This is a genomic window from Photobacterium sp. (assembly GCF_057456235.1).
In genome coordinates, this window is sequence record NZ_JBVCPH010000008.1 from 1 (window position 1) to 19,539 (window position 19,539).

Below are 19,539 nucleotides of genomic sequence, written 5' to 3' on the forward strand. Positions count from 1 at the left end.
CTCTGCGGTGTGGCGACTAAAAACCTTACTAAGTACTTAGGGTGGCGGCGCATATTGAGTGATGATTCACTATCAAAGGCTACTTTTACAGAGAGAGTCGCTGGGTACTGGGCTCTCAACTAAGTTACTGAACAGAGCCTAACAAAAGTATCAAGGTGACGCATTACACTCGGCATTTTTGGTATGGAGTTCCGTGGGTTTGGTGAGTTCATCGTGGCGCACCTTATTCTAGGCGTTATGTGCTTTTCAACTTAAAGGAATAGTATTAAATGAAACGGATATTGGTTTTGAATGGAAACCCAAAAGAGCAAAGTCTTTGCCGAGCTTTGGCTGAAAGTTATGCTCAGGGTGCGAGGGATGCTGGCTGCCATCTGGATGTCATTCATCTGTCGGATTATAAGTTTGATCCAGTTCTTAAATCGGGTTACGAAAGCAAGCAATCCTTGGAAGACTCTCTACAAAATATAAAAGAAAAAATTCAACAATCTGATCATGTCGTTATTGTGTATCCTGTTTGGTGGGGTTCAGTTCCTGCAGGGCTTAAAGGTATGCTGGATCGTATATTTTTACCAGGGTTTGCTTTTAAGTACGAAAAGGGTGATTTGTTACCTCAGCGGCTTTTAAAAGGTAGAACCGCGAGAATTATTGTTACGATGGATACACCGATCTGGTACTACAAGTTGATTTATGGCGCTCCCGCAACAAAAATGATGAAAAAGACTGTTTTAGAGTTTTGTGGATTTAATCCTGTTAAGGTCACTGAGTTTGGTGCTGTGTTAAATTCTAGTGAAAGCCAAAGACAAAAATGGCTTGCGAAAGTAAATAAGCAAGGCGCGATGGCAATTTAAAACTATTCATCTAAAAATGTTTAATCGTGGGCAAGGAAATGAGAAAAATAATAATATCCACAGTCGTGATAGAATTTCCCTTTTTCATGTAAACGCCAATTTGTATAGTCTCAACAAATAGACCGCACATAACAAGGCCATCAAGTGTGACGCTTTACACTCGGCATTTTTGGTTTGAAGTTTAGTTGGCTTGGTGGGTTCAGTGGGGCGCACCTTATGGCTGGCGTTAAATGTGGGCGCGTAGTATTTTGTTGGTTCCGCGAGCCGCAATTTTGACATTGTTGGTTGTGGTTATTTTCTCGAAAATTGCGGTGATGCTTTCGAGCATGAAGAGTAACTTCAGCGTCGTATGCCAGAAGTTCAGTGATCTTTCGGCTTTTTAGTTTACCGCAATCACCGCCATTAAGTCAGCAAATTGGTTTCAACGGATTGCCGCAATCGAAATTTTCATGATGGAGAATTTAATCCGTACAAATTGCGGCATTGAAGTTCAGCAAAGGATAGTTTTTCGAACCGGTGCCTCTGACTTCGGTGCATGTCGCTGGAATTTCGTCTAAGCCATTGAGTTGGAAGCGTGTTGTGAAGCCCACACTTAACAATGCCATCAAGGTGATGCCTTACACTCGGCATTTTTGGTTTGGGGTTTGGTGCGCTTTGCTGGTTGAGTGGGGCACACCTTATGGCAGGCGTTAGTTGCCCTTGTTCTACTCTTGCACAAATTATGAATTAACTCGCAATTACTGTTCATATATACAGTTATCATGTATCCACTACTTCAGGAGGTTACATGAGCAACTTTACAAAACAAGAGCTGTATGACTTTATAGTCAAAGCGAAAGCAAACTCATATGTGGGGCGCGCTCCAAAGTGTTTATCCTATCGACCTGGATCACATGACATTCAATTTCAAATGGGCTTCTTCAAATATCTGGATAGCTACTTTGGTGGAACTGATTTTTTAGGGCAAGAAGTTGTCTATTTTAACGATGTTCCGGTTTGGGCAATGAATTATTACGGCAAGATTCTGTGTCCAGATATTTATGATGGGGAGAAGGCAGGAAACGTAATTCTAGAAAGTTTGGCTTTATTGTATGGATCAGGTCATTTTCTTGGAGACTCAACCCATCAAACTGAATTAGGTGTTTATCACGATACAAATAAGGGCGATGTTACGTCATTTACAGGTTATGAATGGATAGATTATCAGGATAAAAAAGTTTATGACCTGAGCTATCATGGAGGCCTGATTAAGTAGTAAGCCAGGCAACTAACAAAAGAATCAAGGTGATGCGTTACACTCGGCGGTTTTGGTATTGAGTTTGGTGCGCTTTGTCGGTTCAATGGGGCACACCTTATTCTAGGCGTTATGGCTCTTTCTTGCCTGTAGTCATCATGGTTTAAGCCATCGAAAGTGGCTATTGCATCAATATCTTGTCAGTGCAATGCCGTGAAAATCGTTCAGCGATTATTGCGGTTTTCTGCTTGGTGCAATCAAAGTTCATTGCCAATTTGGTATTGGTTATCCCAAGTTCTCTGGCCGCAATTTGTCATCACGCGATGATGGATTTTACGCAGGTTGCGGTTATCCGTTTGGTGGTCACAAGGTTCTTATTCCTCAGTGGCTTTGGGGTGCCAAAGTCCGAGTGCCGCAACAAAGAATTGGCATTTGGTTAGTGGTTGTTTTCTCGTTTACTAAGTCGCTTTCAGATTTATTGCTAATGAGGTTATGTTTTTGTTGCCACTACCTTGCATGATGAAGAGCAAGGCATCAGAATGCTGAGAGTTAAGAAAAAAACGCAATAAAAACAGTAGCTTTGAGCCATAACAAAACAATCAAGGTGATGCATTTTACTCGGCATTTTTGGTTTGAAGTTCGGTGCGCTTGGTTGGTTCAACGTGGCACACCTTATCATAGGCGTTAAATTCCTATAGATAGGTGGTAAATGAAAGATATAAACGAACATAAAAAGATTGCAGTATTGATTGATGCTGATAACGCTCAAATGTCAAAATTAAAGCTGATAATTGAAGAGATTTCAGCTCATGGTCATATCGTTGTAAAAAGAGCTTATGGTGATTGGTCGAGTAGTCAGTTAAAAAACTGGAGGCAGTCGTTAAATGAGTTGGTGATTCAACCAATCCAGCAGTTTGCATACATAACAGGTAAAAACTCTACTGATACGGCAATGGTAATTGATACCATGGATTTACTATACACTGAGAAGTTTGATGCTTTTGCATTAATTTCAAGTGATAGTGATTTTACTAAGTTAGCATCTAGACTAAGAGAGTCGGAAAAGTATGTTTTTGGTGTTGGTGTTGGTGTTGGTGTTGGTGAAAAGAAAACACCTATTTCATTCCGTAATGCCTGCGATGATTTTATTTATACTGAAAACCTTAATGAAATATTACTCGAGAGTGCTGACAAACCTAAAAAACGTGTTGATAATAGTCAAGATAAAAGTGGTGAAAACGAAATTATTTTGTTATTAGATAAGGCTTGGAAAAAGCATCAAGATGAAGATGGTTGGGCAAATGTATCATCAGCTGGTTCTTTTATAAAAAGAACTAAGCCTGATTTTTATCCGAAAAATTATAATGTAAACAAATTACCTGAAATAATTGAACGGCTAAGTGAACATTTTAAAATGAAAAAATATAAAGGAAAAGGATCTGTACATATTATAGCTTATCAATCGAAACGGAATTTAACAAAGCAATCAAGGTGATGCATTACACTCGGCATTTTTGGCTTGGAGTACGGTGTGCTTGGTGGGTTCAACGTTGGCACACCTTATGGCGGGCGTTATGCGCTTAAATCAGTATTGAGGAAATAATATGAATGAACATGGAAAGTTAAATTATGTAGAATTTCCGGCTAAAAGTATCCAAGATACGAAACAGTTTTTCTCTGCTGTTTTTAATTGGTCGTTTGTTGATTATGGACCTGAATATTCAGCTTTCTCAGGTGAAGGTTTAGATGGTGGTTTTTTCCAATCTGATTTATCGTCAAAGACAGAATCAGGCAGCGCATTATTGGTATTTTATAGTTCAAATATCAAAGCTACATTAGTAAAAGTCGAACAAAATGGTGGGATAGTTAATCGTCCACTTTTTGAATTTCCGGGTGGTTGGCGATTCCATTTTATTGAGCCAAGTGGCAATGAGCTTGCTGTGTGGTCAGAAAACTGCGCATAACAATGCCATCAAGGTGATGCCTTACACTCGGCATTTTTGGTATGGAGTTCGGTGCGCTTTGCTGGTTCAACGGGGCACACCTTATGGCGGGCGTTACATGCCTAGTTTTTTAAAGGTTTTGGCTTCGGCGATTGTTGGTTTTCCAGTGGTTCCCGCGGTGGTCGTAATGCAGATAGAATAGTTCATTGAAAGTGCGGTTAACGTTCCTCGTGACTAATATTCATTGGTCCAGTTGGCATTGTCTCTCTCAAATCCATGAAGCCGCACTATTGAGTTCAGTATTGGTCGGTTATGATTCCGGTGGTTACTAAGCCGCTGTATTTATGATGCCAATTCAATCAAGTGGTTAGCGGTAGTGTGTTGTTTGGATTACATCTAACTCCGCGTCGGTTGAGGGTTTTCCTGTTGCATCGGTGGGGCGGACAAGCCGCATAGACTTCAGCATCAGCATGTAACAATGCAATCAAGGTGATGCCATTACACTCGGCATTTTTGGTATGGAGTTCGGTGCGCTTTGCTGGTTCAATGGGGCACACCTTATGGCGGGCGTTATGTGTTGCTACCAATTCAGTTGTGGTTTGGCTTTTCAGATACGCTTTGTTTTATGTTTTACCATGCTGTTTGCGTTGTGAATTTAAATCTAAAAAGTGATTTGTAATCTTGTTTGTGCTATCACTTTGGTTGGTATTTTGTGTTTCATCAATTTGTAAATCGCGGTGTTTTTGTTAAATACCGTTTATGTTTTTTCATTTCGTCAGTCAGTTTTTGAATTGAATTACTGGAATTAAATTGGTTTTTTTAAACGTTCATCAACGGTTTAATTATTCGCTTTTTGTTGTCTGCATTGTGCTTTTTCTGCGGAGTTCAAAGTTAATCAATAAGTTGCTTTTAATCGTGGTGGTTTTCGTTACTATTCCATTTCGAAAGGGTTGTTTTTAATAAAATAAGTGGCAAAAAGCCCGTAACCACATAACAAGGCGTTTAAACGGAACTAAAACGGTTGGCTCGTTTCGCTTCGCTACACAGTATAGCCAACCATTTTCGTCCGCTTAACGCGACGTTACATGCATTGGTTTTTCAATGGATTGGGTTTTATCGTTATTGGCTGTTCAGTGGTTTCTGCGGTGATCGCAATGCAGAAAGAGTCGTTTAGTGTATGTGCGGTTTAAGTTCTGAGTATCCGGATTTTCTTTGGCCTAAATGGCATTGTCTTACCCAAGTTCATGAAGCCGCACTATTGGGTTTCGAGTAGGCACGTTGTAGGTCTTACGGTTACAAAGTCGCTGTACTTTTTTTGCCCAGATAGTCACTCGATTGTCGGACTTTTTGAGTATGGGTTACATCCGGCTTTGTGATTGTTGATTGTTTTCCTGTTGCCTTGGTGGGGCGGGCAAGCCGCATTGAATTCAGCATCAGCATGTAACAAGGCAATCAAGGTGATGCGTTATGCGATTAGGAGTTTTATGGCAGCAATATTTGATGCATGGGCATTAGCGGTATTCTGGATAATTGCGCTGTGTGTATTCATAGCCCTTGTTACAATTCCATTTAATCATTGGAAGAAAAGAGGGATAGTTGTTGTCGCATTGTTTTGTATAGTGGTAACAAGTTTTCTTTCATTATTTTTGCTGGAATACTTGATCAAAAATGAAGTGTCAGAACTGATTAATGAGAATAGCTTCGTAATTGAATCTTATGAAGGCTTTGATAATACGATGTTACTCAAAGCATTAAAAAATAAGCAATATGTTAGTACTCATAAAACGCGCTCCTTAGAAAAGCGTAGTATACGTGTAGTAGTTCGTTCGGGAGAGTTTGAGCTACAGGTTGCTCAAGATTCAAAGAACCCATACTTATATTGGATTTACTATCCTAAATATCGTTACAGTCGTGAGAATGAGCTTGGTAAAGTACGCATCAAAAAGTATGAGTAAAACTTCGCATAACAAAAACATCAAGGTGATGCCATTACATTCGGCATTTTTTGTATGGAGTTCGGTGTACTTGGTAAGTTTATCGTGGCGCACCTTATGTTTGGTGTTACCTGCGCTCAATTAAGTTATGTGCGTTATCTTGTATAAGTCTGACTGATGGGTTAAACTTGTGCAATAACGTGTACAACTTAAATTGAGGTTAATTATGCGTATTGTTTCTTTTACTGAAGCAAGAAATGGTCTTAAATCAGTGCTAGATGGTGTCGTTAACGATGCTGATTGCACAGTTATCACTCGTCGAGATTCTGAAGATGCAGTTGTTATGTCAATGGATTACTACAACAGTCTTATGGAAACCGTTCATTTACTTAAATCACCAGCAAATGCTGCTCACTTAAACAAATCAATTGAGCAGTTTAAAGCGGGTAAGGTAACAGAACGAGATATCATTGATGAGTAGAATGTTAGCTTGGACTGATGCCGCTTGGGATGATTACTTATACTGGCAAAGTCAGGATAAGAAAACTCTCAAGCGCATTAACAAATTAATAGTAGATACAAAACGTTCACCTTTTGAAGGGATTGGTAAACCTGAAGCTTTGAAAGAAAACTTATCTGGTTTCTGGTCACGTCGTATAGACGAAGCAAATCGTCTTGTTTATGCAGTTGATGATATTCACATAACCATCATTTCTTGTCGCTATCACTATCAAGCTTAATACAATCGAATCCGCCGCGCAGGTAACAATGCAATCAAGGTGACGTATTACACTCGGCATTTTTGGTATAAAATTCAGTGGATTTGGTGAGTTGGTCGTAGCGAACCTTATCCTATGCGTTAGCCATCTAGGAGGAGTGTTTGGAAATCTTAGATAAATTTGGAGCAGAAATAATTGCTCTATGTGCATTGTTCTTTACTGCTTGACAGTTTTTTGTTCAAAGATCTCACAACAAAGTTTCTGTGAGACCACACTTATTTACATTCAGAGACAGGGATCGTTTTAATAACGAAGCTAAGCTAACTGATCTGCCCCAACAAGATTGGACACCAAGTTAAGCGACATTCTTCTGTTCAAATACAACGGGGCTTAGATACCCGAGAGCACTGTGCCTTCTTGTTCGGTTGTAATCAACCTCAATATATTCAAATACCGTTTGCCGCATCATTTCTTTGGTCATAATCGGTTCATATTGGATAGCTTCAACTTTTAGCGAGTGGAAGAAGCTTTCTACACAAGCATTATCCCAGCAGTTTCCTTTTCGACTCATGCTTTGTTTTAAATTATGAGCGTTGATTATTTCGCGGTAACTTTTTGAGCAGTATTGGCTGCCACGATCACTGTGAACGATGACTTCTTCAGGCAGTCCACGACGGAACAGTGCCATCTTCAACGCATCTCCGACTAAGTTTGCTGTCATACGGTGATCCATTGACAAGCCGACTACCTGTCGTGAGTACAAGTCAATAATTACCGCAAGATAAAGCCAGCCCTCACTTGTCATCAAGTAGGTGATATCGCCAGCCCATTTCTGATTCGGCGCATCAGCAGTAAAATCTTGCTCCAGAAGGTTAGGTGCAACGGGTAAGGAATGCTTACTATCTGTTGTGACCTTAAATTTACGCGCAGCTTTTGCAACCAGACTCTGCCTTTTCATGCTGCCTGATATCGTCTTAAGGTTGTGATTGTTCCCTTGCTCTGCCAGTTCTACCTGGATACGTCTTGCGCCGTCACGACCTTTGCTAGCTTCGAACGCCTTTTTGACCGTTATGTCACGCAGCTTACGTGCTCTATCCCTTTGACTAATTTCATGACGATGCTTTAGCCAGTAGTAAAACCCACTACGCGATACAGCAAGAACCTTGGCCATTCTCATTACGGAGAACTGCTCAAGGTGCACTTGCATGAACTCGAAACTCGCTATTTTAGATGCTTCGCGAAGTAGGTGGCGGCTTTTTTACTATTTCAAGCTCCTCCGCTTGCTCGGCGAGGAGGCGCTTCAGACGAGCGTTTTCGGCTGCAAGATCAGCCTCGCGTTCACTGGCGGAGTCCTTCTTTCTGTTCTTACGCCAGCCGTATATTTGGGAAGCATGTAGATTGAGTTGCCGTGCTGCTTCTGGAACCGACGTTCTTTCAGTAAGCTTAAACGCCTGTTCCTTAAACTCTTCGGTGTGCTTGATACGTGTTTTAGTGTTTGTCATTATTTACCTCGTTAAGTGATTTTACTCGCTTAACTCGGTGTCTAAAACTGCTGGTTCAGATCAAATCATCACTTTAGTTGCTGGCCGTTATTGCGATATTCTTGAATGTTGTACCAAGAATCGACAGGTTTTAATTGTGACTCTAATTCCTATTACAGTTCTTGAGCGTGAGGCTTGTATTGTCTACAATAGCGCACTTTTATTTATTTCAGGTCATGAACATGAGCGATACTAACTCAAAACCAGCGTTACCAGACCGCCTTGCAGGTAACCCTCGCAGCCCACATCATGTAGCAGAATGCTTCGATCATCAAATCGGTATTCGACTTAACGGTAAAGAGCGTTTTGATGTCGAGGAATATTGCATTAGCGAAGGTTGGGTTAAAATTCCATCACCTAAAGCATTGGATCGTCGCGGACAGCCTATTCTGATTACGTTAAAAGGAACTGTTGAGGCCTTTTATAGTTAAGTCGTTTCTGTAACTACTACTTACTATTAACACATAGAGCCTAGAGCAACTTAGGCTTTATGTGTTGCAGAATAAGCAAATATTACTGCCATACTTATTTTCAAAACCTCAGAACTCTGCCAACTATCCCCAGGTGTTTACATATAATGCAATCAAAGCGATGTCTTACGCTCGCATTTTTGATATGGATTTCGGTACTTAGCCGGTTTAACGTGGCACACCCACTACCACGGTATTTCTGTTCCATCATAACTAAAGAATTTGCCTGAATCTGTTGGTACTGCTGTTTCTAAACGATCCAGTAGACAATGTGCGACATAATCGGGTGTAAATAGCTTATTCGAAGGAACGTTTCTCTGAAATGGCTTAGATAAATTGGTATCGGTGGTTCCTGGATGAAACGCGAGTACACAGCAATTAGGTAATTTATACTTCCATTCAATACTAATGGTTTTGAGGGCCATGTTCAGTGCAGCTTTAGAACTTCGATAACTAATCCATCCACCGATTTTATTGTCTTCTATGCTCCCAATTCGTGCAGAAATTGAGATGAAATAAGTATTTTTATTTGATTTCAAGTAATTAGAAAAGTGCTTTGCAAGGTAAATACTAGGTAAGACGTTTGAGTGAAGATTGTGATTAAAAAAGTCAGGACTAAACTCATTAACTGATTTTTCGGGTTTATGATTTGGTAAGTGTAGGGTTCCTGCTGCATTAATCAATATGTTTAGACTCGAGATATTGCTGGCGAGTGAGCGAATATCTTGCTCAGAAGATGCGTCTATTTTGAACCAGTGAACACGAATATTCTCGATGGATGGTTTATGGGTTCGGTAGGTGGCATAAATAGTGGCTTCAGGCTTTGATGTCAATAATAGTTTGACCAAGGCTGAGCCAATACCACCAGAGCCACCAATAATTAGTATCTTCAATGATTTACACCTGTATGGCTGCGTCCACTAAGCATAGGACATAGGCTTTGATACCGCTAATTGGAAGTTATTCGAGAATCTTTTACTCATGATGTTCTGAAGAGGTTGATGTAAACGATGTTGGTATACGGTTTAGCATTGAGAATTTCTGGCAACCGTTCCTCTTTGAAATCACTCTTGATACCGGAGGAAAAAACATACTGTGTGGGGGCTTACCAAGTTAAGTACAGTAAGGATTGACATGTTTTGACCGGACAGTCACCAATTCTCGGTGACTGTCAGACCTATTTCCATGAGATGAATAAAATCCCCCCCCCCCCCTTAAAACTCGGCTTCAACCTGGAACCGCATTGGTTCGTGAGTGATAGGGTGTTCCAATGTTAACGATTCTGCATGCAGATGTAAGCGACTGGCCTTATGACCGTAAAGGTCGTCGCCTGAAATGGGCATGTTCAGTCCTAGCGAATGGGCACAGTGAACTCGAAGTTGATGCGTGCGGCCGGTTTTGGGGTGCAAATATACTTTTGTTTGTGTGTTGCTTCGCTCGACGATTTGCCATGTTGTTTCGGCGGGCTTGCCATGTTCGTAGCAAACCAACTGGCGTGGTCTGTCGTCTAAATCCCCGCGCATTGGCAGGTTTATAATGCCTTCGTCGTGCTCTAATACGCCGTCGATTAAGGCAACGTAGCGTTTTTGAACGGTACGACTGATAAATTGCTTCTGTAAGCTTTTATTCGCTCGCTTGGTCAACGCGATGACCATTAAGCCCGAGGTAGACATGTCGAGCCTATGGACGATTAAAGGGCCGGTCGCTTCGGGAAAGCGTTGTTTCATTCGTAGATAGACCGAATCTTCAATTGTTTTTCCCGGTACAGATAGAAACTCTGCGGGTTTATTTACCACCACCATGTCATCATCTTGATAAACGATGTCGATAGTTTTTCCTTCCGCCGGATTGGCCAATAACGGGTTCTCATCCATCTCGATGCCTGCCAGCATATGACCCAAAATTGGCTGGCATTTACTTTTACATGCGGGATAAAAATTTTTGTGTTGTCTGATCTCTGATTTAGGTGGCGCTCCCCACCAGAATTCAGCCATAGCTAACGGTTTCATCCCCCATTTAAAGGCGTAGTGGAGTAATTTGGGTGCTGCGCATTCTCCAGATCCCGCGGGCGGAGTATGGTCAGGAGTCTCGTTGAAAATTTCGTTTAAGTTTTTCTCGGCACCTCCGGCATTGAGGAAGCGATACTGTTCAAACAACTTTTGCTGCAAAGAGGCCGACAAGAGTTTACGTTTGTTTCGTAGCAAATCGAGTTCATTGGTAAGTTGATTATAGCGTTGTTGTGCAGCACTAATTCGTTCATCCCAATACAGCTTTACATCTCTTAGCTGGTATTTCTCTTTGATGCTTTCGGTACTTAATTGTGCTTTAAGCTGTAAGAAATCAGCAGGGGCGAGCTCTGTCGCTCCCGATTCTCTTTGTGCCTTTCTGATTTTTCGCCCTTCAATCATCGCCTCTCGGTGTGATTCAATCTGCACGCGAGCCGCTTCTTTTTCTCCGGCTAATGCCATTTTGAATTCGGTAATTTTCGGGTTTGCTTGCAAGTTTATCAGTTGGTTGTTTATTAAATTAATTTCTGATTGTTCAGCAAGAAAGAAGCTATCTTCTGTCAACATATCAAAGACTGGCGGAACAAATTTAGGGAGCAGATTCTTATCGGCAATTTTTCCAGAAAAAGCCGATAAATAGCCAATGTCACCACATTCTTTCTGTACCAGCAATACACCGAACATCTTACCAATCGCTGTCTCAGTATTACCTGTAAGACCGAAGTTATGCTGCCATTGCGTTTGCGTCTCAAGATGGTTTTGCAGCTCTTTTGCCGCTAACAGACACAGAGGGTGGGGTTCATAATAGAAAGGGAAGGTGAACTGCTCTGGTAAGGGATATGCGTCAATTGATTCTTCAAATGGGGTAAAACAATTTTCTTGGAAGTGCATATTCTGATCTATTGTGATGAACGTTAGCCACGAAAAATAAAGCTTCATGGGGGCTTAATGTGGGGGATTTTAACCTTTCAAAATGGAGATATCACTAAGCAATGGGTAATTATTCTTAGTTTTGTTGTAAAGCGATGAAGTGGACAATCAACGTTGGATACGCTATCCCTTTATTTCGATACGGTAAGGTTTATCGATAAAGAACAGAGCCAGACTAAATATCGCCCCCAATGTATCTGCCAGCATGTCTTTTTGCGCATCCCAGATATCACCCTGCGAGCCCAAGAACTCAATACCAGCCTCGCCACCGGCAATGACGGCATACCACCATTCGATAATTTCATACGCTGCTGCCACCGCCATAATAGTAAACACCCCAAACAGGGCGGCGATAACAGGTTTACAGTGGCCTTTACGTACCAGCCATTCCGCAATAGGGAAGGCATAGAAACCGATAGAAAAGTGAGCCAGCCGGTCAAAATGGTTTCGGTCAGAGTTGGTTAAATCGCTAAACCATTCGAAGGGTACATGAGCGAAAGTGTAATGTGCCCCGATGGTGTGCCCGACCAGCCAGCAAAACATTAAAGCATAAGCAAGGTTACTGAAGCGGAATGAGTGGAAACTGACGACTAAGTACGCAAAGATGATAACAACGGGGATGACTTCGACCACCCAGACTTCACGGAATACGGGGTCAATACCTAAAGCAATGAAGAACACAATAAATACAATGGCGAATAAATGGGGTTGGTAGTGTTTTAGCATCATCGTACCTTTAAATGAACCGGTGATCTCTTCATAAGTTACCAGGTTGATTAAAGCACATAATTGCACGTCGTTCAATTGCGTGCTTGCTCGTCTAATAATGATGATATTAGATGTTCATAGAGAGATTTGTGTTATAATCCGCCGCTAATATTTTCCATCCTGGTGTGAGTTTGGTCACGCGGGATTTGTAAACTCTGAATCAGAGCGTTTTTACCGGAGCATCATTTTGCATTTTAAAGATCTTGGATTAGACCCACGCCTTCTTAAGAAATTGACACACCTTGGGTTTGATCGGGCAACTGAAATTCAACGGACCGCCGTCCCTGTGGCAATTATGGGTAAAGACGTGCTTGCCTCGTCGAAAACAGGCTCTGGTAAAACACTGGCATTCTTGTTGCCTGCAATGCAGCGCATGTATCGTAGTAAGCCGTTTACACGCCGCGATCCTCGAGTTCTTATTTTAACGCCAACACGTGAGTTGGCAAAACAGGTTTTTGCTCAGCTGCGTACCTTGAATGCGGGCACTCCGTATGACGGTGCTTTGATTGTTGGTGGTGAAAACTTCAATGATCAGGTTAAAGAATTCCGTAAAGATCCAATGTTCGTGGTTGCAACACCCGGGCGTCTGGCGGATCACCTTGAGCATCGCAGCACTCATCTTGACGGCCTGGAAATGCTTATTCTAGATGAAGCGGACCGTATGTTGGATCTGGGTTTTGAAGCTCAGCTACGTCGTATTCACGAAGCGGCTAACCACCGCCGCCGTCAGACGCTAATGTTCTCGGCAACATTAGATCATGAAGAAGTTATCGATATCTCATTTGATATGCTGGACAATCCTAAGCGTATTTCTATTGGCTATTCTAACGAAGAGCACACTGATATCACTCAGCGCTTTGTTCTTTGTGATCACTTGGATCACAAACAAGCGTTACTTGATAAAGTGCTGGAAACCGAAGATTACAAGCAGATGATCATCTTTACTGCAACGCGTGCAGATACCGATCGCCTGACCAAAGAACTGAACGAACGTAAGCTGAAAGCGGTCGCTCTGAGTGGTAACTTAAACCAATCGCAGCGCAACAGTATCATGAGCCAATTCGAGCGTGTTTGCCATAAGATCCTGGTAACAACCGATATTGCTTCTCGTGGTCTGGATCTTGACAATGTATCGCATGTTATTAATTTTGATATGCCAAAGCATGCTGAAGAATATGTGCACCGAATCGGTCGCACAGGTCGCGCCGGTAACAAAGGTGATGCCATTTCTTTGGTCGGCCCTAAAGACTGGAAGAGTTTCAAAAATGTAGAGGCTTACCTGCAGCAAGAAATTACATTTTCTACCATCGAAGGTTTGGAAGGTAAGTTCAAAGGGCTGAAACCTGCACCGAAGAAAAAATTTGTTAAGAAGAAACCGACAGATAAGAAACCTTCTGCTCCTAAGAAAACATCTACATCAAGTGCGAAGAAAAAAACAGATAAGCGTTTTTATGAAAACGTTGCTGTGGGTGATAATGTCTTCATGCCGAAAAAGAAGCGTAACGTCGACGTTAACAGCGGCGATTAATAGATATGCCCTTCGTTATAAAGCAAAGGGCAATGTTCGCTTCAAGAGCAGTAATGAAAGGGTGCTTATTAAGTACCCTTTTTAGTATTTGAAGTACCTGAACATTGCCAAAAAACCGCTGGAAGGGCATTATCGACACCTATTTTAGTGACGCTGTCACTTTTTGGGTTTTTGTTCAAATTACAATTCTTCCGCCTCCAGGATCTCATCACTACGCTACTCATGCCCGTTACTCATCCGGCTCCACTTCCCAGTTATTTTGCTTGGCCTGTTCGAGCAGTTGTGCCATTTCTTCGTCTAACTTATTGACTAACCATGAGATAAAGTTAGTGACCTTGTCACCTTTAGTGTTGCAGTAATAGTAGTAATTCCATGGGCTGCCAATGATTTTCACTGATACTGGTAACTTCAGGTAGCCCTGCTTGAGTTCATTAGCCACCAGCATTAAGTCGGTGATCGTAGCACCTTGTCCGGCAAGGCAAGACGTCAAAGCCATGTCTAGGGTGTCAAAGGTCAGGCCGGTATCGTTATTCAGCAGGTGCTTGTCGTTTTTCTTCAGCCACTCGCGCCAGTCAGAACGATCTGGCGTGGGATGCAGGCGAGGATAGGTCAGAAGTTCATCGACAGTCAGCAAAGTATCCTTTTTGGTAAGCAATGTGGAATAAACCGGTGCCAGGTATTCTTTGCGCAAAAAATTGTTTTGATATTTAGCCTTAGGCTGCGCCAGCTGACCAAAAATGGCAATATCGTAATCATCGACATCCAAATTTAGTTCATCATCGCTATGGCTGATGGTGGAAAAGAGCACAATATCCAGATCCGGGTGTTGTTCCTTGAACGAATGCAGGCGGGGAATCAGCCAGCGCACGGCAAAACTCATCGCGACTTTCAACCGCAAGGTATGGCTATCTTGATTTTTTAGCTGGCGAATCGTGCCGTTTAACTCACTGAATTGCCGGGTCAGCAAGAGGGCTATTTCTTTACCTTCATCGGTTAAGAGCAAAGCCCGGTGTTGGCGAGTAAACAACGGAAAACCAAGGTTATCTTCCAGTTGACGGATCTGACGGCTAACGGCACTTTGGGTCACATTCAGCTCTTGTGCGGCGAGCGTAAAACTGAGGTATCTTGCTGCTGCTTCAAAGACTCGAAGCCCATTTAATGATGCCGGTAAAAAAGCGTGTCGTGTAGCCATAATGCCTGACTTTTCCTGCATGAGTTTTTAGAATGCCAAAGTGCCATAAAAGTCGTTTGAAAATCAATTATTATGTCTTAACATCTAAGGTATAAAAATAATATTAATCTGCATAATTGGATCACCATGAAAAAACTGCTCAGCCTAGCTGTTCCGCTGATTATCTCCCAACTGGTTGCGCAACTACTTGTCTTTACCGATGTCTGGATGATGGCACAATTAAGTATTTTGGCAATAGGCGGGGGGGGGCTTGGTGCCTCGGTTTACTCCTTTGTCTTTATTATTGCAGGGAGTACCGTTGGTTGTGTCGCAAATCTTATTGCCATTGCCTATGGCAAGCGGATGCATCAAAAAGAGCTCGGCGATAGCGAGATCAGAACGGCTTTAAAAGGGGGGATATTACTGACCCTCATGCTGACGCTTGTGTTACAGCCGGTATTTTTTATGCTGGAAGGCTGGTTACTCAAGGCGGATCAGGATCCTCAGTCCGTGGCCTTGGCAATGGATTACTTAAATGCATTGAAGTGGTCAATGTTTCCGACCTTGATCTTGCTGGTATTGCGAAGTCTGGTAAGTGCATTTGGCGATACCCGCTCCATTATGATCATGTCTCTGGCAACAGTGATACTGAACGTACCAATTAGCTATCTGTTTGCCTTCAGCATGAACATGGGGATCGCAGGCTTAGGCTATGGGACGTCATTGGCATCACTGATCATGATGCTGGCTTATGGGGGCTGGGTTTTTCGTCACCCGCTCTACCGTCAATACACACCATTTTCAGATTTGCGTGAATATAAGCTAGGCGCAATGAAGCCCTTGTTAGGGATAGGGGGACCAATCATGATTGCCACCTTGCTAGAGCATGCACTGTTTTCTGGCGGCGCCCTGCTTGCGGGAACATTAGGCGCGGTATCGCTGGCGATTCACCAAATTGCCATGCAGTGCCTGAACCTCTCCTGGAACATCGCCTTTGGCTTTTCGCAGGCGGCCTCGATTCTGGTGAGTCAGCATGTGGGTAGCAGAGAGCCCGAAATGGTCCGTCAATACGCCAAGCAAGGGATGTTTGTTGTCACGGCAACCAGTGCGGTCATTGGTTTATTGCTTAGTATCTGGCCAGAGTTTCTGACTCAGGTATTTAGTATTGAAGGTGATGTTCTGGCACAAGAATTGGTGAGCGTATTACCAGGCGTGATGATCATCGTTGCGATGTGCTTTGTGGTGGATGCATGGCAACTGACGGCAATTAGCGTATTGCGTGGTATGAAAGTTGTGATAGGTCCAACGGTCTCGACTGTGGTTGGTTACTGGCTGATTGGTTTGCCTGCTGCGTGGTTACTGATGAATCAGATGGGCGTGGAAGGTATATGGGCCGGTATGGGGATTGGTCTGGCCGCTACGGGGGTGATGTTAGTTTTTTTACTGTTCAAGCATATCGCGAAGTTCGAGCACGATGTCAGTCAGGCCTCTGCTGTTAATGGATATATGAATATTGGAACAGAAGATAAAACGCGTGAAATTGAAGCCCAAGCCTTAGTGGTATAAGTTTTCAGCCAGTTCATCTAATTTAAAAAATAAAAAGCCAGAAAATGATTCTGGCTTTTTTTTTTTGCGGTACGGTTTAACGCATGCGGAAGACATCTGTTTTTTTATCATTTTGTACTTCCGCAAAGCTGCGAATAAATGGGCCCTGCTGGCGAATGCGAGGTGATAATCCCTGGATCACTCGTTTGGCTTCTTCTTTCGATGCAAAGTCCCCATAAATAACCGCGTACCAGTTTTGTCCGCGGCTGTGTTTCCAGTTAACCCAAATCGGATCCTGCCCCTGGATATCTCGGATATATCCGCGAACATCTCGTTCTTCACTTAATGCAAGTACCTGAATGGTGAAACGAGCAGGATCGAGATGCCCGTAAGCTTCCTGCGTTGTCATTGCACCGACGCACTGGCTTTTAGTGGTTGAACAACCGGAAAGAACAAGCAGTGCTAAAGCTGCGATCATCTTACGCATAAGAGACTCCATAAAACGTTTTCTGCCCATTAGATGAATGGTGGCAGAATGATTTCTGCATTCTGCCGGTGGGCGTATTGTTATAAGTAATTAAGCGACAAGTTTATTAAGAAGATAAATATTTGATGTATAAAACTGAACAAGCCGTTTTTGTGTGATTCTTTTTTCATCACCTTCGGGAGGGAATCACCGCATTTTCCAATTTTTTAAAGACTGTGTATTCATACAGAAAAAACACACACAATAAGTGACGATTGTACCGGTTTACCGTTAGACTGTGTTTATATACAGTATTTATGTGTGAGAGAAGCGATGACTGTACTGCCTTTATTTATTGAGTCGGTGAAATGCGGATTCCCGTCACCGGCTGATGGCCATCAGGAGCAATTAGAGCTGGAGGAATATCTGATCCGCAATCCGAATGCGACTTTTTTACTGCGAGCTTCCGGCGAGTCGATGGTCGGTATCGGCATTTATGACGGGGATTTGCTGGTGGTAGACCGAGCGGAGTCTATTGTTCCCGGGCGAATTGTCGTGGTCCGGATCTATGATGAATTTACCTGCAAGCGCTTAATTCGGCATAATGGCGCATGGTGGTTGAAAGCAGAAAGTCCGGCTTTCAAACCGTTTCCTATGCCCGAAGATTCTGAAATCTTCGGTGTTGTCACACGTAACATCCATGATTTGTTAAAAGTGTAATGGCGTTACACCTTGAAGGCTATCAAAATCAGGTATGGGCGCTGGTGGATGCCAAGAGCTTTTATTGCCGCTGTGAACAACTTTTTGATCCGAAACTGGCCAATAAACCCATTGTCGTGTTGTCGAATAATGATGGTTGCTGTGTTGCTCTGTCAGAACAGGCGAAAGCCTTAGGCATCAAACGCGGTGCGCCATGGTTTAAAATTGAGCGAGAGGCAAGGCGATTAGGCGTTCAGGTCAGAAGCTCCAATTACACCTTATACGCCGATATGAGCCGACGGTTTATTGAAGAGCTGAGTCAGTTTTCTCCCCATGTCGAGCAGTATTCGATAGACGAAGCCTTTATTCGTTTAGACGGATTTCAATTAGATACCCTTGAAGATCACGGCAACAAGATCCGAAAAGCCATTATGCGTAATATAGGGTTGCCTGTACGGGTTGGCATCGGATCGACGCCAACGCTGGCGAAGCTGGGCAACCAGGCTGCGAAGCATTATGAAATGCGGGTCAAGGGAGTGATTCAGATAGATTCAGACTATAAGCGACGCTGGTTGCTTGAGCGTACGGATATTCAGGATATCTGGGGGGTAGGGACACGTACCGCAACCCGATTACGCACCTCCGGGGTCGAAAATGCCCTGCAGTTGGCAGAAAAGGATCCGGCAGGCATGCGGCGGTTATGGAATGTCGGGCTAGCGCGAACAGTACTGGAATTGCAGGGAATAGCCTGTATTAAGCCGGGAGATATCGACGAGGCTCGCAAGCAGATCTTATCCAGTCGTAGTTTTGGCGCAGGTATTTCAAATTTTAATGAACTGAAGGCAGCACTGGCCTTTCATTGCCAGCGCGCCGGAGAAAAGCTGCGCAAGCAGGGAAGCCAGGCAAACCTGGTGGGGATCTTTTTGCGTACCAACCGTTACAAAGAGTTACCACAACATAACAAAAGCAGTGCACTGCCGCTGGGCTGCCCGAGTCAGGATACCTATAAGTTTCTCGAGCTGGCATTGGCTCAGCTGGTTCAGTTGTATCGCCCCGGTTATGAATACCACAAAATAGGGGTGATATTAGATGATCTGACAGCAGCGGAGAACAACAGCTTCCAGCTTGATATGTTTGATAACAGCGCGTTGGAGGAGTCTAAACGCCGTGACTTGATGGCAATTACCGATCAAATGAACGCGAAATATAAAAACGGCATTAAACTGGCCTCGGTGATTGGTTCTACCAACTGGCATATGCGCCAGGCCTTTCGTTCTAACCGTTGGACAACCCGGCTGGATGAACTACAAACCGCGAAGTGTTAAAGTCACCTGGGTATATAGCATTTGCTTATGTCATAGTGGCAAATAGTATTTTTCATTATGGCCAAACCTTTTCAATAATATAGGCAGAGAATAAAAGCCAATGAATTCTCGCCAAACGCGGCATCTTGCGGCGGCTTGGATATAAAGAGAATTGAAAGGGTATGATTTGATGGTTAAATGGATAGGTTTAGTGCTGGTGTTAGTGGTGTTGTCGTTGACGACATCTGGTGGGGTCAGTGCGTTACTCGACCTTACTGCTTTTCTGGTGCTACTCGTGGTGGTCGGAAAGAGAGCGATCAGCCAGCACAACACAATAGGGAAGCAGTGATTGCAACTCGATGTCACACTGTAACAAAATCACTCAAAACCAATCGGAAGCATAGTTCCGACTGGTATCCCGAAATCACCTCAA

Annotated in this window: 20 protein-coding genes; 13 read left to right on the forward strand and 7 right to left on the reverse strand. The window is 43.1% G+C overall.

All coding sequences use genetic code 11. The annotated features are described in order from the left end of the window. Positions 1-269: 269 nt before the first annotated feature. Entirely contained in the window at positions 270-848 is a 579-nt protein-coding gene (locus tag AC2204_RS10670) for an NAD(P)H-dependent oxidoreductase (RefSeq protein WP_318925481.1), read from the forward strand. A 461-nt stretch (positions 849-1,309) separates the two neighbouring features. Here AC2204_RS10670 and AC2204_RS10675 read toward each other — a convergent pair whose 3' ends face one another. Next, complete coding sequence (locus tag AC2204_RS10675) at positions 1,310-1,453, reverse strand: hypothetical protein (protein WP_318925482.1); 144 nt, start codon at positions 1,451-1,453, stop codon at positions 1,310-1,312. A 182-nt stretch (positions 1,454-1,635) separates the two neighbouring features. On the opposite strand from AC2204_RS10675, the gene AC2204_RS10680 reads away from it, so the two are divergent. The 6 genes from AC2204_RS10680 to AC2204_RS10705 all read left to right on the forward strand — a co-directional run bounded on the left by AC2204_RS10680 (position 1,636) and on the right by AC2204_RS10705 (position 6,699). Further along, positions 1,636-2,103, forward strand: a complete 468-nt coding sequence (locus AC2204_RS10680; protein WP_318925483.1) for a DUF5680 domain-containing protein — start codon at positions 1,636-1,638, stop codon at positions 2,101-2,103. A gap of 688 nt (positions 2,104-2,791) precedes the next feature. Further along, entirely contained in the window at positions 2,792-3,577 is a 786-nt protein-coding gene (locus AC2204_RS10685) for an NYN domain-containing protein (protein WP_318925484.1), read from the forward strand. 109 nt (positions 3,578-3,686) lie between these two features. Next, a complete protein-coding gene (locus AC2204_RS10690) occupies positions 3,687-4,046 on the forward strand; it encodes a VOC family protein (RefSeq protein WP_318925485.1) in 360 nt (119 codons plus the stop codon). Positions 4,047-5,509: 1,463 nt separating this feature from the next. Continuing rightward, the gene (locus AC2204_RS10695) at positions 5,510-5,980 is read left to right on the forward strand and encodes a hypothetical protein (RefSeq protein ID WP_318925486.1); all 471 of its coding nucleotides are present in this window, start codon (positions 5,510-5,512) and stop codon (positions 5,978-5,980) included. 205 nt (positions 5,981-6,185) lie between these two features. Then, on the forward strand, positions 6,186-6,440 hold the full coding sequence (locus AC2204_RS10700; RefSeq protein WP_303558021.1) for a type II toxin-antitoxin system Phd/YefM family antitoxin: 255 nt from the start codon (positions 6,186-6,188) through the stop codon (positions 6,438-6,440). Further along, the gene (locus tag AC2204_RS10705; RefSeq protein WP_303558019.1) at positions 6,433-6,699 is read left to right on the forward strand and encodes a Txe/YoeB family addiction module toxin; all 267 of its coding nucleotides are present in this window, start codon (positions 6,433-6,435) and stop codon (positions 6,697-6,699) included. Before AC2204_RS10700 ends, AC2204_RS10705 begins: the two co-directional genes overlap by 8 nt. A 334-nt stretch (positions 6,700-7,033) precedes the next feature. Here the strand turns inward: AC2204_RS10705 and AC2204_RS10710 are convergent. Further along, positions 7,034-8,180, reverse strand: a protein-coding gene (locus AC2204_RS10710) for an IS3 family transposase (protein WP_318925487.1) whose coding sequence is annotated in 2 segments (ribosomal slippage) — positions 7,034-7,931 and positions 7,930-8,180 — 1,149 coding nt in all. Because the reading frame shifts where the segments join, the coding sequence is not laid out codon by codon here. A gap of 221 nt (positions 8,181-8,401) precedes the next feature. Between AC2204_RS10710 and AC2204_RS10715 the strand changes: the two genes are divergently transcribed. Continuing rightward, complete coding sequence (locus AC2204_RS10715; RefSeq protein ID WP_318925488.1) at positions 8,402-8,650, forward strand: DUF3297 family protein; 249 nt, start codon at positions 8,402-8,404, stop codon at positions 8,648-8,650. Positions 8,651-8,874: 224 nt separating this feature from the next. Here AC2204_RS10715 and AC2204_RS10720 read toward each other — a convergent pair whose 3' ends face one another. The 3 genes from AC2204_RS10720 to AC2204_RS10730 all read right to left on the reverse strand — a co-directional run bounded on the left by AC2204_RS10720 (position 8,875) and on the right by AC2204_RS10730 (position 12,351). Further along, entirely contained in the window at positions 8,875-9,582 is a 708-nt protein-coding gene (locus AC2204_RS10720) for an SDR family NAD(P)-dependent oxidoreductase (RefSeq protein ID WP_318925489.1), read from the reverse strand. A 321-nt stretch (positions 9,583-9,903) separates the two neighbouring features. Beyond that, positions 9,904-11,586 (reverse strand): RluA family pseudouridine synthase, encoded by a 1,683-nt coding sequence (locus AC2204_RS10725; protein ID WP_318925490.1) that lies wholly within the window; start codon positions 11,584-11,586, stop codon positions 9,904-9,906. A gap of 162 nt (positions 11,587-11,748) precedes the next feature. Further along, on the reverse strand, positions 11,749-12,351 hold the full coding sequence (locus tag AC2204_RS10730) for a DUF2238 domain-containing protein (protein ID WP_318925671.1): 603 nt from the start codon (positions 12,349-12,351) through the stop codon (positions 11,749-11,751). 229 nt (positions 12,352-12,580) lie between these two features. On the opposite strand from AC2204_RS10730, the gene AC2204_RS10735 reads away from it, so the two are divergent. Further along, positions 12,581-13,921 carry a DEAD/DEAH box helicase gene (locus AC2204_RS10735; RefSeq protein ID WP_318925491.1) on the forward strand — a complete coding sequence of 447 codons (1,341 nt, stop codon included), beginning with the start codon at positions 12,581-12,583 and terminating at the stop codon, positions 13,919-13,921. A 229-nt stretch (positions 13,922-14,150) separates the two neighbouring features. Here the strand turns inward: AC2204_RS10735 and AC2204_RS10740 are convergent, their stop codons facing one another. Continuing rightward, positions 14,151-15,113 (reverse strand): LysR family transcriptional regulator, encoded by a 963-nt coding sequence (locus AC2204_RS10740; protein ID WP_318925492.1) that lies wholly within the window; start codon positions 15,111-15,113, stop codon positions 14,151-14,153. 126 nt (positions 15,114-15,239) lie between these two features. On the opposite strand from AC2204_RS10740, the gene AC2204_RS10745 reads away from it, so the two are divergent. Then, positions 15,240-16,658: an MATE family efflux transporter gene (locus AC2204_RS10745; RefSeq protein WP_318925493.1), complete on the forward strand. Its 1,419-nt coding sequence runs from the start codon at positions 15,240-15,242 to the stop codon at positions 16,656-16,658. 76 nt (positions 16,659-16,734) lie between these two features. Here AC2204_RS10745 and AC2204_RS10750 read toward each other — a convergent pair whose 3' ends face one another. Next, complete coding sequence (locus AC2204_RS10750; protein ID WP_318925494.1) at positions 16,735-17,124, reverse strand: SPOR domain-containing protein; 390 nt, start codon at positions 17,122-17,124, stop codon at positions 16,735-16,737. 312 nt (positions 17,125-17,436) lie between these two features. Here AC2204_RS10750 and AC2204_RS10755 point away from each other — a divergent pair, with 312 nt between their 5' ends. The 3 genes from AC2204_RS10755 to AC2204_RS10765 all read left to right on the forward strand — a co-directional run bounded on the left by AC2204_RS10755 (position 17,437) and on the right by AC2204_RS10765 (position 19,455). Beyond that, positions 17,437-17,823 carry a LexA family protein gene (locus tag AC2204_RS10755; RefSeq protein WP_318925495.1) on the forward strand — a complete coding sequence of 129 codons (387 nt, stop codon included), beginning with the start codon at positions 17,437-17,439 and terminating at the stop codon, positions 17,821-17,823. Continuing rightward, the gene (locus tag AC2204_RS10760) at positions 17,823-19,127 is read left to right on the forward strand and encodes a Y-family DNA polymerase (protein WP_318925496.1); all 1,305 of its coding nucleotides are present in this window, start codon (positions 17,823-17,825) and stop codon (positions 19,125-19,127) included. The genes AC2204_RS10755 and AC2204_RS10760 overlap by 1 nt, the downstream gene beginning before the upstream one ends. A gap of 169 nt (positions 19,128-19,296) precedes the next feature. Then, entirely contained in the window at positions 19,297-19,455 is a 159-nt protein-coding gene (locus tag AC2204_RS10765) for a hypothetical protein (protein ID WP_318925497.1), read from the forward strand. Positions 19,456-19,539 lie beyond the last annotated feature (84 nt).

Coding starts and splice junctions, on each gene's coding strand:
- AC2204_RS10730 (WP_318925671.1), bottom strand. CDS start 12,351: ATGCTAAAACACTACCAACCCCATTTATTCGCCATTGTATTTATTGTG.
- AC2204_RS10695 (WP_318925486.1), top strand. CDS start 5,510: ATGGCAGCAATATTTGATGCATGGGCATTAGCGGTATTCTGGATAATT.
- AC2204_RS10725 (WP_318925490.1), bottom strand. CDS start 11,586: ATGCACTTCCAAGAAAATTGTTTTACCCCATTTGAAGAATCAATTGAC.
- AC2204_RS10740 (WP_318925492.1), bottom strand. CDS start 15,113: ATGGCTACACGACACGCTTTTTTACCGGCATCATTAAATGGGCTTCGA.
- AC2204_RS10705 (WP_303558019.1), top strand. CDS start 6,433: ATGAGTAGAATGTTAGCTTGGACTGATGCCGCTTGGGATGATTACTTA.
- AC2204_RS10755 (WP_318925495.1), top strand. CDS start 17,437: ATGACTGTACTGCCTTTATTTATTGAGTCGGTGAAATGCGGATTCCCG.
- AC2204_RS10685 (WP_318925484.1), top strand. CDS start 2,792: ATGAAAGATATAAACGAACATAAAAAGATTGCAGTATTGATTGATGCT.
- AC2204_RS10765 (WP_318925497.1), top strand. CDS start 19,297: ATGGTTAAATGGATAGGTTTAGTGCTGGTGTTAGTGGTGTTGTCGTTG.
- AC2204_RS10745 (WP_318925493.1), top strand. CDS start 15,240: ATGAAAAAACTGCTCAGCCTAGCTGTTCCGCTGATTATCTCCCAACTG.
- AC2204_RS10690 (WP_318925485.1), top strand. CDS start 3,687: ATGAATGAACATGGAAAGTTAAATTATGTAGAATTTCCGGCTAAAAGT.
- AC2204_RS10670 (WP_318925481.1), top strand. CDS start 270: ATGAAACGGATATTGGTTTTGAATGGAAACCCAAAAGAGCAAAGTCTT.
- AC2204_RS10680 (WP_318925483.1), top strand. CDS start 1,636: ATGAGCAACTTTACAAAACAAGAGCTGTATGACTTTATAGTCAAAGCG.
- AC2204_RS10700 (WP_303558021.1), top strand. CDS start 6,186: ATGCGTATTGTTTCTTTTACTGAAGCAAGAAATGGTCTTAAATCAGTG.
- AC2204_RS10675 (WP_318925482.1), bottom strand. CDS start 1,453: ATGGCATTGTTAAGTGTGGGCTTCACAACACGCTTCCAACTCAATGGC.
- AC2204_RS10715 (WP_318925488.1), top strand. CDS start 8,402: ATGAGCGATACTAACTCAAAACCAGCGTTACCAGACCGCCTTGCAGGT.
- AC2204_RS10760 (WP_318925496.1), top strand. CDS start 17,823: ATGGCGTTACACCTTGAAGGCTATCAAAATCAGGTATGGGCGCTGGTG.
- AC2204_RS10750 (WP_318925494.1), bottom strand. CDS start 17,124: ATGCGTAAGATGATCGCAGCTTTAGCACTGCTTGTTCTTTCCGGTTGT.